Annotated in this window: 15 protein-coding genes; 7 read left to right on the forward strand and 8 right to left on the reverse strand. The window is 46.1% G+C overall.

Features of this window, described 5'->3' with window-relative positions; translation table 11 throughout:
• Positions 1–160: 160 nt before the first annotated feature.
• A complete protein-coding gene (locus MWM02_RS18845; RefSeq protein ID WP_244402678.1) occupies positions 161–2,212 on the forward strand; it encodes a transglycosylase domain-containing protein in 2,052 nt (683 codons plus the stop codon).
• Between the two features lie 173 nt (positions 2,213–2,385).
• Here the strand turns inward: MWM02_RS18845 and MWM02_RS18850 are convergent, their stop codons facing one another.
• Complete coding sequence (locus tag MWM02_RS18850) at positions 2,386–2,898, reverse strand: YwhD family protein (protein ID WP_244402679.1); 513 nt, start codon at positions 2,896–2,898, stop codon at positions 2,386–2,388.
• Between the two features lie 21 nt (positions 2,899–2,919).
• Positions 2,920–3,588: a site-2 protease family protein gene (locus MWM02_RS18855; RefSeq protein WP_064552830.1), complete on the reverse strand. Its 669-nt coding sequence runs from the start codon at positions 3,586–3,588 to the stop codon at positions 2,920–2,922.
• Between the two features lie 132 nt (positions 3,589–3,720).
• Between MWM02_RS18855 and MWM02_RS18860 the strand changes: the two genes are divergently transcribed.
• Positions 3,721–3,906: a 2-hydroxymuconate tautomerase gene (locus MWM02_RS18860; protein ID WP_064552831.1), complete on the forward strand. Its 186-nt coding sequence runs from the start codon at positions 3,721–3,723 to the stop codon at positions 3,904–3,906.
• Positions 3,907–4,019: 113 nt separating this feature from the next.
• Positions 4,020–5,321: an NCS2 family permease gene (locus MWM02_RS18865; RefSeq protein ID WP_064552832.1), complete on the forward strand. Its 1,302-nt coding sequence runs from the start codon at positions 4,020–4,022 to the stop codon at positions 5,319–5,321.
• Between the two features lie 25 nt (positions 5,322–5,346).
• Here MWM02_RS18865 and MWM02_RS18870 read toward each other — a convergent pair whose 3' ends face one another.
• The 3 genes from MWM02_RS18870 to MWM02_RS18880 form a co-directional block, all read right to left on the reverse strand.
• Complete coding sequence (locus tag MWM02_RS18870) at positions 5,347–5,865, reverse strand: YwgA family protein (RefSeq protein WP_064552833.1); 519 nt, start codon at positions 5,863–5,865, stop codon at positions 5,347–5,349.
• Positions 5,866–5,878: 13 nt separating this feature from the next.
• A complete protein-coding gene (locus MWM02_RS18875; RefSeq protein ID WP_064552834.1) occupies positions 5,879–7,180 on the reverse strand; it encodes an HD domain-containing protein in 1,302 nt (433 codons plus the stop codon).
• Positions 7,181–7,333: 153 nt separating this feature from the next.
• Positions 7,334–7,561 (reverse strand): YuzB family protein, encoded by a 228-nt coding sequence (locus MWM02_RS18880; protein WP_003253753.1) that lies wholly within the window; start codon positions 7,559–7,561, stop codon positions 7,334–7,336.
• 381 nt (positions 7,562–7,942) lie between these two features.
• Between MWM02_RS18880 and MWM02_RS18885 the strand changes: the two genes are divergently transcribed.
• Positions 7,943–8,602, forward strand: coding sequence for an RsfA family transcriptional regulator (locus tag MWM02_RS18885; RefSeq protein ID WP_064552928.1), 660 nt, complete (start codon positions 7,943–7,945; stop codon positions 8,600–8,602).
• Positions 8,603–8,635: 33 nt separating this feature from the next.
• Here MWM02_RS18885 and lipL read toward each other — a convergent pair whose 3' ends face one another.
• Both lipL and pta read right to left on the reverse strand, forming a co-directional pair.
• Positions 8,636–9,472: an octanoyl-[GcvH]:protein N-octanoyltransferase gene (gene lipL, locus MWM02_RS18890; protein WP_244402680.1), complete on the reverse strand. Its 837-nt coding sequence runs from the start codon at positions 9,470–9,472 to the stop codon at positions 8,636–8,638.
• 82 nt (positions 9,473–9,554) lie between these two features.
• Positions 9,555–10,529: a phosphate acetyltransferase gene (gene pta / locus MWM02_RS18895; protein WP_064552836.1), complete on the reverse strand. Its 975-nt coding sequence runs from the start codon at positions 10,527–10,529 to the stop codon at positions 9,555–9,557.
• Between the two features lie 204 nt (positions 10,530–10,733).
• On the opposite strand from pta, the gene hemQ reads away from it, so the two are divergent.
• The 3 genes from hemQ to gerQ all read left to right on the forward strand — a co-directional run bounded on the left by hemQ (position 10,734) and on the right by gerQ (position 12,674).
• Entirely contained in the window at positions 10,734–11,480 is a 747-nt protein-coding gene (gene hemQ, locus MWM02_RS18900) for a hydrogen peroxide-dependent heme synthase (protein ID WP_244402681.1), read from the forward strand.
• A 220-nt stretch (positions 11,481–11,700) separates the two neighbouring features.
• Complete coding sequence (locus tag MWM02_RS18905; protein ID WP_064552838.1) at positions 11,701–12,129, forward strand: cell wall hydrolase; 429 nt, start codon at positions 11,701–11,703, stop codon at positions 12,127–12,129.
• Positions 12,130–12,155: 26 nt separating this feature from the next.
• Positions 12,156–12,674, forward strand: coding sequence for a spore coat protein GerQ (gene gerQ / locus MWM02_RS18910; RefSeq protein WP_064552839.1), 519 nt, complete (start codon positions 12,156–12,158; stop codon positions 12,672–12,674).
• 62 nt (positions 12,675–12,736) lie between these two features.
• Here gerQ and MWM02_RS18915 read toward each other — a convergent pair whose 3' ends face one another.
• Complete coding sequence (locus MWM02_RS18915; RefSeq protein WP_244402682.1) at positions 12,737–13,108, reverse strand: DUF423 domain-containing protein; 372 nt, start codon at positions 13,106–13,108, stop codon at positions 12,737–12,739.
• Positions 13,109–13,149 lie beyond the last annotated feature (41 nt).

Here is a 13,149-nt window from a genome sequence, read left to right on the forward strand (position 1 = left end):
TACAAAACGCTACTTTCATCTTTTCCTAGCGAAGAAAAAACCAAACATGAAAAAGTATAGAGCAATCTAGCAAAAATGCAAGTGAAACTTGATAGAAAAATGTTTAAAATAGAAAAAATTTTTTCATACTAATACAAATACAGTCATGAGGTGATGGACGTTGGAAATCATTCCAAGCAGCCGGTTTCGCGGAACGTGGAAATACATTCGGGCGTTCGTCTTCATCAGTTTGATCCTAGCAATCTTCTTCGCCGTTGCGCTTGCCGGTTTGATCGCGTTCGCCAAATTAAAAGGGGCCCCACCTCTAGCCGTGCCGCAAACGACGATTTTTTACGCGGATGACGGCTCGAAAATCGGCGAAAGCGATAACGGGCAAACTCGTTACTGGGTGAACATTGAAGATATATCCCCCTATATTGTACAGGCAACGATCGCTGTAGAAGACCGGAAATTTTATGAACATCACGGCTTTGATATAAAGCGGATTGCCGGCGCCGTTGTCGCGAATATAAAGGCGATGGCGAAAGTGCAAGGAGCAAGCACCATTACCCAGCAATACGCGCGCAATTTATTTTTAAACCACGATAAAACATGGACGCGAAAATTGCAAGAAGCGTTATATACAATCCGTCTTGAAGCGAATTACAGCAAAAAGCAAATTTTAGAAGGATACTTAAACACCATTTACTACGGCCATGGCGCTTACGGAATCGAAGCGGCCTCCCATTATTATTTCGGAAAACCGGCAAAAAAGCTTACATTAAGCGAAGCCGCGATGCTAGCCGGAATCCCAAAAGGCCCGTATTACTATTCGCCGTTCATTGACGAAAAGCGGGCGAAAGCGCGGCAAAAAACGGTGCTTTCGTCGATGGCCAAAGCCGGATACATCAGCGGAAAAGAAGCGGAACAAGCGTATCAAACTCCGCTTGTTTATTCCCGCCATCACGAAGCGAAAAAGAAAAAAATTGCCCCTTATTTTCAAGATGTGGTGAAATATGCGCTGCGCAATCAATTAGGGTTGGATGAACGCACGATTGAAACGGGCGGATTGCGCGTGTATACGTCGCTTGATCCAAAAATGCAAGAAATTGCAGAACGAAAAATTCATGACATCATTGACCCTCATTCGAACATTCAAGTTGCGCTTGTCGCGATGGATCCGCGCTCGGGAGAAGTAAAAGCCCTTGTCGGCGGCAGAAATTACGATAAAAGCCCTTTCAACCGCGCAGTGCAAGCGGAGCGGCAGCCGGGTTCAACGTTTAAACCGTTTCTATATTACGCGGCCATTCAGCAAGGATTCACGCCATCGACGCAAATGAGAAGCGAGTTGACCACCTTTACCTTTGACGATGGAAAAGCGACTTATACACCGCGCAACTACAATAACTATTATGCGAATGACGAAATTACGCTCGCTCAGGCGATTGCCTTGTCGGATAACGTATTCGCCGTAAAAACGCATTTATTTATCGGCGAAGACAAACTTGTCGAAACGGCGAAAAAACTTGGCATTACAAGCAAATTAAAAGCGGTTCCTTCCCTTGCGCTCGGAACATCGCCGGTGAAAGTGATCGACATGGTGAAAGCCTACAGCGCGTTTGCCAATAACGGTAAAAAAGTCGAGCCAATTTTTATTAAAAAAGTCGTCAATCATCAAGGCGAAACGATTTACGAATATAAACCATCAGGCAAGCAGGCGCTCGATCCGGACGCCGCATATGTAACGGCCCAGCTGATGACGGGCATGTTTGACCCGAAATTAAACGACTACACCACTGTCACCGGGCAATCGATTCGCAAACAGATTACGCGCCCGTACGCAGGAAAATCAGGAACGACCAAAACGGACAGCTGGATGATCGGGTTTGCCCCACAACTAGTTGCAGGGGTATGGACCGGTTATGACCGCGGGGAAACGATGGATAAAATCGCGGAGAAACAATATGCAAAACAAATTTGGGTGCAATTTATGGAAGAGAGCTTACGAGGAAAACCAAAGAAAAAATTTAAACCAACGAAAGGAGTCGTTGGCGTCTATGTCGACCCGGACAATGGCAAGCTCGCGACGAAATCGTGTCCGGTAAAACGCCTCACTTATTATATCGCTGGCACAGAACCGACCGATTACTGCACCGACCATTTGCATCGCAAAAAATCAAAGGACACGGAAGAAAAGAAAAAATGGTTTGAAAAATGGTTTCCTTGGTTCTAAAAGGAACCCCCCAAGCGGTTTCGCTTGGGGGGTTCCTTGTCCTAGTTTTATTGTGTTATACATGCAGCTTTAGTTTACCCTGTTTCCTACAAGACGACAAGTACCCGCCATGTGACGTTCACAAAAACGTCACATATATGGAAATTCATGAAAGAAATAGTTTTCCCTCCTTTTTATTCCCCGCCTTCCAATCCCTTTCTCAATTCCTCGCTCGAACGATTCCACATTTCGATATCATGTTGTTTTAAAAATTCCGCCAGTACCCGTTTTGATTTTTCGTCCATATGATCGACGATGATACGGCGCTTTAGTGACTTATCTAAACGATTCACATGCTCTGGAAGCAGCTTATAGCCGCGGCGCGCCTCGCGATCGACCGTCATTTCGCATGCTGTCACTCCGGCATAATACGGCCCTTCTTCTTTTCGTTCGATCGTCACCCATACGATCCAATACGGCTTCCCGTTCGGCACTTCATCGCGATTTGGCGAAAATTTAATTCCCCGCTCCACTACGCTCCGGGCATGCATCGCTCCCATATCCACGAACGCTTCCCCCGCTTCGACGTCGATAATGACCGGGGAAACATTTTCCAAGCTTAACACCCCCGCGCCAAATCCGCCGTGGCCGTCCGTTGGATCATCTTTAATGATATTAAATCCGATATTTTTCTTTTTCTTCTCCATCCAAACGCCCTCCTTTATGACTTAAAAGAATACCGCGGAAAAAAAGGATTGCAAGCTTTCCAATACAAACGGAATCGCTACATTGAAAAGCGGCTGTATCGTATAACGGTCGAGTGGCGTCAACACAAGAATCAGAAAAAGCAGCGCCCCGTAACTTTCCCACTGCGTCAGCTTTACGCGAACGCCTTGTGGCGCCAAATCCTCGATAATCCGATAACCGTCAAGCGGAGGAAACGGAAGCAAGTTAAAAATAAACAACACCGCATTTAAACTAATAAAAATCTGAAAAAACGTGTCAAACCCGGCGGCAAACCAATCTGGAATCGCCGCCATCACGCCAAAACGAATCATGCTATACCACACCAAAAACCCGAACGCGGCAAGAAGAAGATTGCTGAAAGGACCTGCGGCCGACACAAGAATCCCGGCAAGGCGCGGATTTGCAAAGTTAAGCCGATTCACCGGCACAGGTTTCGCCCAGCCGAATCCGGCAAGAAAAATAAGCAATGTGCCAAGCAAATCGAGATGGGCAAGCGGGGCTAACGTCAGCCTTCCCTCGTTTTTTGCCGTCGGGTCGCCGAACTTATAAGCGACGTACGCATGGGCAAATTCATGAACCGAAAAAGCAATCGCGAGCGCCATGAACACATATGGGATTTGCTGAAGCGAATAAGGCAATAAATGTTCCACTCTTTTTATCTCCTTTTTTCCATTTGATCGTTTATTAACTAGTATACATGATTATACGGAAAAAGTGGACGGAAGTTCCCTTTTTCATGATATAATAAACACGACGAACGAGCAGAAAAAGGAGGACGACCCATGCCTTACGTTACGATCAAAATGCTCGAGGGACGCACGGACGAGCAGAAAAAGGCGCTTGTCGAAAAAGTGACAGAAGCGGTCGCCGAAACAACAGGCGCCTCGAAAGACAAAATTGTCGTGTTTATTGAAGAAATGTCGAAAAACCATTACGCGATCGCCGGAAAACGTTTAAGCGACGAGTAATAAGCGCACAAGCAAGGAACGTTTCTGTTCCTTGCTTTTTTCATTGCAAAATCCCGAAAAAACGAATATTATTATATATGTGATTAAAAATGTTCGTATTTTGGAGGTAAACGATGTTTGATTTGGCGAAACATAACACAAATTTAAAAACAGAAATCATCGCCGGATGTACGACGTTTTTAACGATGGTATACATCATTGTCGTAAATCCTGTCGTATTGTCGGATGCCGGTGTTCCATTTTCTCAAGTGTTCACCGCAACGATTATCGCTACGATCATCGGGACGCTATGGATGGCGTTATTTGCGAACTATCCGATCGCGATCGCGCCGGGGATGGGATTAAACGCGTATTTTGCCTACTCCGTTGTCGGGTCGCACGGCAATATTTCCTATGAAGTCGCATTCTCGGCCGTGTTCGTTGCCGGAATCCTTTTTGTCATTTTGTCGCTGACGCCGTTTCGCAGCAAGCTGATCGAAGCGATTCCGGAAAATTTAAAGCATGGCATTACCGCGGGAATCGGCTTGTTTATCGCTTTTATTGGCCTTCGTTTAACCAAGATTATTCAAGCGCATCCACAAAACTTAGTCGCGTTAGGCGATTTACACTCGCCATCGGCGGTGTTGACGCTCATCGGTTTGGCGGTTACGCTCGTGCTTATGTCGCTTGGCGTCAATGGCGCGCTTTTTTTCGGGATGGTCATCACCGGCGTGATTGCTTATTTCACCGGCCAATTGAAATTTGATAAAGGCTTCGTTTCCATGCCATCACTTCCGGAAGGTCTTGTTGTCGCTAATCCGCTTACCGCCATCGGTGATGTCATCCATTACGGATTGTATGCCGTCGTGTTCTCCTTTTTGCTTGTGACGATTTTCGACACAACGGGAACGATGATCGGCGTCGCCCAACAAGCCGGACTGATGAAAGGAAAAACGATGCCGCGCGCCCGCGAAGCATTGCTTGCCGATTCTGTCGCGACGACGATCGGCGCGATGTTCGGCACTAGCCCAACATCCGCTTACATTGAATCTTCTTCGGGCGTCGCCGCCGGAGGGCGCACCGGAATTACAGCGCTGACGGTCGCGATATTATTTGCCTTATCCGCCTTTTTCGGGCCGCTTGTCGGCGCCGTCTCCGGCATTGCAGCGATTACCGCACCAGCGCTTATTATCGTCGGCAGCTTAATGATGGGCAGCATTGCCCACATTCAATGGGATCGATTAGATGAAGCGTTCCCGGCGTTCCTGATTATTTTAAGCATGCCGCTCACTTCAAGCATTGCAACAGGAATCGCGCTCGGCTTCATTTCTTACCCGCTGCTAAAAATCACGCGCGGCAAATGGCGCGAAGTGCATCCGCTCGTTTACATTTTCGCCATCCTTTTCTTCTATCAGCTTGCCTTTTTGCCACATTAACCGGCATATAAAAAACGAAGTCCCGTCATGCGCGGACTTCGTTTTTTACTTTGGCGCGCAACTTCTCTATGTACGCATACGCCTGCTCAATTTCTTCTTCCGTATACCGTTGCTTGCTTTTTAATAAAAATACTTTTTCTTTCACTTCTTCTTTCGTCAAATGCTCAAAATAAAGCACTGTCGATACGAGCTCTAAAAACCGCGAATTTTGCTCGTTCATATCTTGCATGCACTCTTGTAAATGGGGCATCTTGATATCGTAATGGTTTAAAAACTGCTCTCCCGCTTCCGTCAGCGTATAGCGATATTGAAAATATCCGCCTTTTTTCTCTTTTACTTCATGCAAAAATCCTAAATCGCAAAGTTCCTCAACGCGGCATGTTAATTCTTCGGAGTACGGTCCATAGAAATGAAAGTCAAACTTCTCGTAAAACGGAAATTGCAATTTTTTTGCGATGTAAATCATTTTTTGCAGCTTTTTGCGGCCGACGATTTCTCCAGCTGCCGCCAACGCCTTCATCACCTTTGCATGTTCAGTGAACACTCCCCGTCATCTCCTAACCCTCTAAAATTTCGATAATTTTTTTCTTTATTGTTCGCTTCGTTGAAAAATCATAAATAAAATCAGCTGGAAAATATAGTTTATGATCGGTTCTCCGCTTTCCGGAAATCGCATCGACAAGCACCGATTCCCGCGACAGCTCGCGAAGCTCTCCGTTCGGCATTAGCAAATAAATCGGCAGCCGCTCCCCTTCTTCGCCCGGACGGTAAAAATCGTACGGCAAATCGGACGAAGAATCGACAACTAAATAATATTCCGGATCAATGCCCGCTTTTTTAAACAAGTTTGTCAGCTCGATCAGCTTTGTCATCTGTTCATTGGTTGGATTAAATTCGACATATTTGAATAAATGGCGATTTACAAAACGGCGGCACAGATCGCTTAAAATCTCATCGCGCTCGTCTTGCCACTGCTGGAAATAAAACAATATGACCGCTTCATCAAGCCTTAAATAATCTTGCAAATCAACATTTCCGGCAAAGAGCGAATAAAAGTGGGCCGGCTTTGTTTGAAAGTTGTATCCTTCTTCATACAGCTTTTTCGCGCGGTGCAAAATTTTCGTTAAAATAACTTCAGCGCTGCGCGTCACTGGATGGAAATAAACTTGCCAATACATTTGATAGCGGCTCATAATATAGTCTTCCACCGCATGCATGCCGCTCCGCTTGATGACGACTTGGTCTTCACGCGGGCGCATGACGCGCAAAATCCGCTCCATGTCAAAATTGCCGTAACTGACGCCGGTATAATACGCATCCCTTAACAAATAGTCCATCCGATCAGCGTCAATTTGGCTCGAAATTAAACTGACAACAAGTTTATTCGGATATGTCTTCGCAATAACTTCCGCCACTTTTTTCGGAAAATCGTCGCTCACGCGGCGAAGCACGTCGTTGACTTCCGTATCCCCTAAAATAATCGCCTGGGTGAAATCTTCATGATCAAGCCGAAACACTTTTTCAAATGAATGAGAAAACGGCCCGTGTCCTAAATCGTGCAGCAACGCCGCGCATAAACAAAGAAGCCGTTCGCTATGGTCCCAATGTTCGCGGCCGACAAACACATCGTCAATAATGCGGCGGATAATTTCATAGACGCCAAGGGAATGGTTAAAGCGGCTATGCTCGGCTCCGTGGAATGTCAAATATGTCGTGCCAAGCTGCTTAATGCGGCGCAATCGCTGAAACTCTTTTGTTCCGATTAAATCCCAAATGACTTTGTCGCGAACATGTATATATCGATGAACGGGATCTTTAAACACTTTTTCCTCGCTAAGCTGCCCGCCGGGATATGCCATGTTATCCCCTCTTCCATTTCTGACTGAATCTATTATAAGCCGTTTGAGGCGATAAAAAAATACTCGATTTTTCCTCATTTGCCTATCATCAGTATTTCCTAAAACATAGAAACAAAAAATCACCTTCTTCCTACAAAATACGAAGGCGATTTTTTAGCTTTTCTTCAATTTTTCGGCAATTTTTTCGATAAGCTCATCTTCCGTCAGCGCGGAAACTGGACGGTTATTGACGAACGCAAATGTTTTTTTGCGGCCGGGACCGCAGTACGACTGGCAACCGATTTTAATCGTCGCGTTTGGGTCAAGCTTTTTTAAACGCGGAATCAACGTTTTTAAATTCGGTGCTTTGCAATCGGCGCAGACGCGAAATTCATTCGCCATTTCTCGTCACCCCTTCTCTTCGCTCGGCAGGTTTATGCACTAACGTGTATTCTAACGCTTCTTTTCTGGCAATGCAAGTTTGTTTACTCAAGGGTTTCATTCCATCTAGTTCCCCTCATCTATGTTCACACAGGAAATTTTGGCAAGTTTTCCTTCGCATAGACAGCAACTCTAGTCAAGCCCTGATTATTGTGGTAAAATTTGCGCTCTCGATCCAGCGAATCTAGGTCTTGGGAAAATCAAACTGATTTTTGCCATTTGTTTTCAGACTGAATCAGTAACTCTTGCAACTTTTTATTCATGGAAACTAAAAAATAGTATAAAACTTCCTATTTTTGTCCATGCTTCTACTAGCAAATAAGAAAAAGGGAGTTGAGAATGATGAAACAACGTCAAGATGCATGGACAGAAGAAGATGATTTACTATTAGCAGAAACGGTGCTGCGGCATGTGCGGGAAGGAAGTACACAGCTTAACGCGTTTGAAGAAGTCGGTGATAAATTAAACCGAACATCCGCCGCCTGCGGATTCCGCTGGAATGCAGTCGTCCGCCGACGGTATGAACAAGCGCTGCAATTAGCAAAGCGGCAGCGGAAAGAACGGCAGCGGCTGCTTGGAAAACAACAAGCAGCTCGCAAAAAGCGATTGTACAATCCACCTGTTCCTTCTTTGGAAGACATAGGAGAAATCATCCAATTGCCAGCGGTCGTACCTCCTTCCAATGAAACATCGCCGATGACGCTCGATCACGTGATCGCTTTTTTACAGACATTCAAAACCGTTCACCGCGATCACGAATCATTAGTAAAAGAAAACGAGCGTTTACGAAAAGAAAATGAAGAAATGCGCACAAAAAATGAAGAATTGGAAAAGAAAATTGCCAAATTGGAAGAAAACTCTTCGACGATTCAGGAAGATTATGAAACATTAGTAAAAATTATCAATAGAGCCCGCAAGCTTGTCTTGCAAGAGGAAGAAGAGCGGCAAGCGCTCAAATTCCGAATGGACCAAAACGGAAATTTGGAAAAAATCGCAGAATAACTAACGGCTGCCTCGTTGAAAACGGGCAGCCGTTTATTGCGTTATCAACGACTTCTCATTCCGGTGGACGATCCGCTCCCAATAATATTCGTATAACGATAGCTCCTCCCCGTTTAAAGCGGACGAATAAATCTCGCCGCCAAACGATTGCAGCGCGCGAAACAATAACAGTAAGGTTGACGATATCGTCAACTCTTCATTTAGCAATTCGGAAAGCGACGCCATCGTGCTCGGAACAATCGCCGGGTATGCAAACTTCGTCTCCTCCCCTTTTAACCCAAGTTCGTAAAATCGCCGGAGCAACTCCGCGCGCACCGAGCCGCTGCCGTTTATACATAAATAAATTTGCACCGCGACGCCACCGCGCACGCGCCGCTGCGAAATGCCAGCGAATTTTTTCCCGGCGATGCTTAAATCGTAGCTCCCCGGACAGTAGGAGCCAGCGATTTCTCTTGCTTCAATCGCCTTACTGTAATCCGAAAACATCGCCTGTATAAGCTGCCACATCGCTTCATATCCTTGGTTAATATCAATCGCTTTCGTCGTTTCTGGAAAAATTAGCGATAGATTAAGCACCCCATCGTCCAGCACGACGGCAAGCCCCCCTGAATTACGGACAATGACGTTGTATTTTTGCGTTTTTAAAAATGACACGGCGTCGCGCAAATGGGGAAGCTTCGTGTCTTGAATCCCCAACACGACGGTATTGTAATGAACCCATGTGCGAACGACCGGATCGGACAACCCTTTTCCTACCGATGTACAAAGTGTGTCATCGATCGCAAACGACTGCTTTGCGTCAAACATCGGACCGAAATGCGACTGGTCAATAATGCGCCATTTCGCCTGTTGCAACAATTCATGAACCATGGCTTTTCTCCTTAAACGAAATCATTTGAAAAAATTATACCATAAACATAAAAAAGGTGACTCTTCGTCACCCTTTTCCGAATTATAGCGATTGCGCCGCGGTAATAAGCGTCAGCTTGTACACATCTTCCGCATTGCAGCCGCGCGACAGGTCGTTCACAGGCTTATTGAGCCCTTGTAAAATCGGACCAACCGCTTCAAAATTGCCGAGACGCTGGGCGATTTTATAGCCAATATTTCCCGCTTCCAGGCTTGGGAAAATAAATACGTTCGCGTCTCCTTGAATGACGGAATCTGGCGCTTTCTTTTTCGCAACGGACGGAACGAATGCCGCGTCAAACTGAAATTCGCCGTCCAACACTAAGTCCGGCGCCATTTCTTTCGCAAGACGCACCGCTTCGACGACTTTTTCCGTTTCCGGCGATTGCGCCGATCCTTTTGTCGAAAAGCTCAGCATCGCCACTCGCGGTTCGATGTCGAACATTTTTGCCGTGTTGGCGCTTTCGACAGCGATTTCCGCCAAATCTTGGCTGTCCGGAGCAATGTTGATTGCGCAATCGGCAAACACGTACTTCTCATCACCGCGCACCATAATGAACACTCCTGACGTTTTGCGGACGCCTTGTTTCGTCTTAATAATTTGCAACGCAGGTCTCACCGTATCGGCCGTCGAATGCGCCGCGCCGCTTACAAGCCCATGTGCCTTATCCATGTACACAAGCATGGTGCCAAAGTAATTTTCGTCAAGAAGCAGCTTCCGCGCCGCTTCTTCCGTCACCTTTCCTTTGCGGCGTTCGACAAATGCGGCAACAAGCTCGTCCATTTCCCCGTACCGATGCGGATCAATGATTTCGACATTCGGAAGCGTCAGCCCAAGCTCACTTGCTTTTTGCTTTACCGCTTCTTCGTTGCCGATGACAATCGGCGCGACAATTTGCTCGTTCGCCAGACGGCTTACCGCTGTTAAAATACGCTCATCAAGCCCTTCCGGAAACACGATTTTCCGTTGTTTTCCTGCTATTTTTTCTTTTAAGGCAGAAAATAAATCGCTACTCACGAACTAATCCTCCCCAATGTATGAAATACCCTATATACTAGGATACTCTTATTATGTAGAAACGCAACCAAGTTAAGCACTTACAATAAAAAATCGATTTATTAAAACAATTCAGTTTATTGCCTTTCACATGCGACATTCGAGCGTTTCATGGTTAAACTATGGTATAGTAAAATTGTACATTACATATAAGGAGTGAGGAAGATGAGCGAAGCTGCACAAACACTCGATGGCTGGTATTGCCTTCACGATTTCCGCTCGGTCGATTGGAGCGCTTGGAAAACGCTAACGAGCGATGAGCGTGAAGCAGCCATTCGTGAGTTTTTATCATTAATCGAAAAATGGCAGGAAACGGAAGACAAACAGGAAGGTAGCCACGCGATTTATACGATCGTCGGGCAAAAAGCCGACATTATGTTTATGATTTTGCGGCCGACGATCGAAGAATTGAACGAAATCGAAACGGCACTAAACAAGACAAAGCTGGCCGAATGTTTAGTACCGGCTTATTCTTATGTTTCCGTCGTTGAGCTAAGCAACTACTTAGCCTCCGGAAATGAAGACCCTTATCAAATTCCGGAAGTGCGCCGACGTCTCTACCCAATTTTGCCAAAAGCGAAACATGTTTGCTTCTATCCGATGGACAAGCGCCGGCAAGGCAATGACAACTGGTACATGCTTTCGATAGAAGAACGCCGCAATTTAATGCGCGCCCACGGCATGACAGGACGGAAATATGCCGGCAAAGTGACGCAAATTATCACTGGTTCCATCGGCTTGGATGATTTTGAATGGGGCGTTACATTGTTCTCCGACGATGCATTGCAATTTAAAAAGCTCGTTTACGAAATGCGTTTTGACGAAGTGAGCGCCCGCTATGGGGAATTTGGATCATTCTTTGTCGGAAATCGTTTAACAGTGGAAAAAGTGCCGTTATTTTTCCACGTTTAGCCTATTCTCTATTCTCCCGCTTTCTTTTCAAAAGGAGCGGGAATTTTTTTCTTTGCCCTTTTTTTCGGACAATCCTCGTTTTTCTGTCATATCCCGCTTTTTTCTCCCATAAATATAAAATCAGAAATTCGCTTTCAAGAATTTATTGTCCAATTGTCACCATTTTTCGCTTGTATCAATAGCCTAATATTGTTGAGAAAAAGATAGTTGAGGTGACAATATGGCTGTTGTGGCATGCACAGATGAAGACGTGAAATTGTTGGCGAGGCTGATGCGGGCAGAAGCAGAGGGCGACGGAAGACTTGGCATGTTAATGGTCGGAAACGTTGGCGTAAACCGCGTCATCGCCAATTGCCTTGACTTTCGGGGCTTGCGCACGATCCGCCAAATGGTGTTTCAAAGCCCGGGTGGATTCGAGGCGGTACAAAAGGGCTATTTCTACCAAAGAGCAAGAGACACCGACATTCAGTTAGCCCGCCAAGTGATTCGCGGCTGGCGATACCATCCGGCCACCTACGCGCTCTGGTTTTTTAAACCTCCAGGGGAAGCGGATTGCCCACCGCAATGGTTCAATCAATGGAACGCCGGCCGTTATAAATCGCACTGTTTTTATGCACCGACACGGAGTGATTGCCCAAGAGTATATTAAATTTTCATGAAGGAGGTTTCTCCCTTATGTCCGCTAATTCATACGAAAATACGTTTAACCCCTTGGAGGATGAACGTCAACAACAACCTTATTATCCGTATCTATATGGATACATGTACCCGCAAGCATACTATCCGACCGCTTATCCATATTACCAGCAACCAATGATGGCGCCAGTTCCTGCATTTGGCACACAAGCGCCTTCTTCCGCGGCGCAAACACCGACAACGGCAAGCCAGCCGTCTATCCCCGGCATGCTTCCGATTGAACAATCATACATTGAAAACATTTTGCGCCTTAACAAAGGAAAAAGGGTTACCGTATATATGACGTTCGAAAACAACCGGGAATGGAATGCGAAAATATTCCGCGGCGTCATCGAAGCGGCCGGTCGTGACCATTTGATTTTAAGCGACCCGCAAACGGGAATGCGCTACTTATTGCCGATGATTTACCTTGATTACATCGTGTTTGAAGGGGAAATTGCCTACGAATATCCGTTTGCCGGCGCGACTGCGGGATTAAGCACCTATTCTCCACGATAAAGCTTCCGGAAAAACCGTTGCGCGCAAACAAAGTTGCACGGGGCAGACGTTTGCCTGCCCCATTACAATGCTTTCACCGCCGCGTATCCGATTAGCGTCCACGCAACTAAAAACGCAACTCCGCCAAACGGCGTGATCATCCCGAGCGGCTTGATCTGCGTCACGCTTAATACATACAAGCTTCCGGAAAACAGCACAATGCCAATAAACATAATCCACCCAGCCGTTGTCAATAGTCCAGCATTTGGAAACTTACCGAGCAATAGCCCAACGACCAACAAGCCGAGCGCGTGAAACATTTGATATTGCACGCCCGTTTTCCATATTTCCAAGTAATGGCCTGGAATTTTTCCTTCTAACCCATGCGCTCCGAATGCCCCGAGCGCCACAGATAAAAATGCATTAATCGCTCCAAGAAGCACAAACGTTTTCATTTACCTCCGTCCCCTCATGAACAATTTTCCATCACTATGAT

Origin of the sequence: Parageobacillus sp. KH3-4 (genome assembly GCF_022846435.1) — a bacterium.
In the GTDB taxonomy this organism is placed as follows: Bacteria; Bacillota; Bacilli; order Bacillales; family Anoxybacillaceae; genus Parageobacillus; species Parageobacillus thermoglucosidasius_A.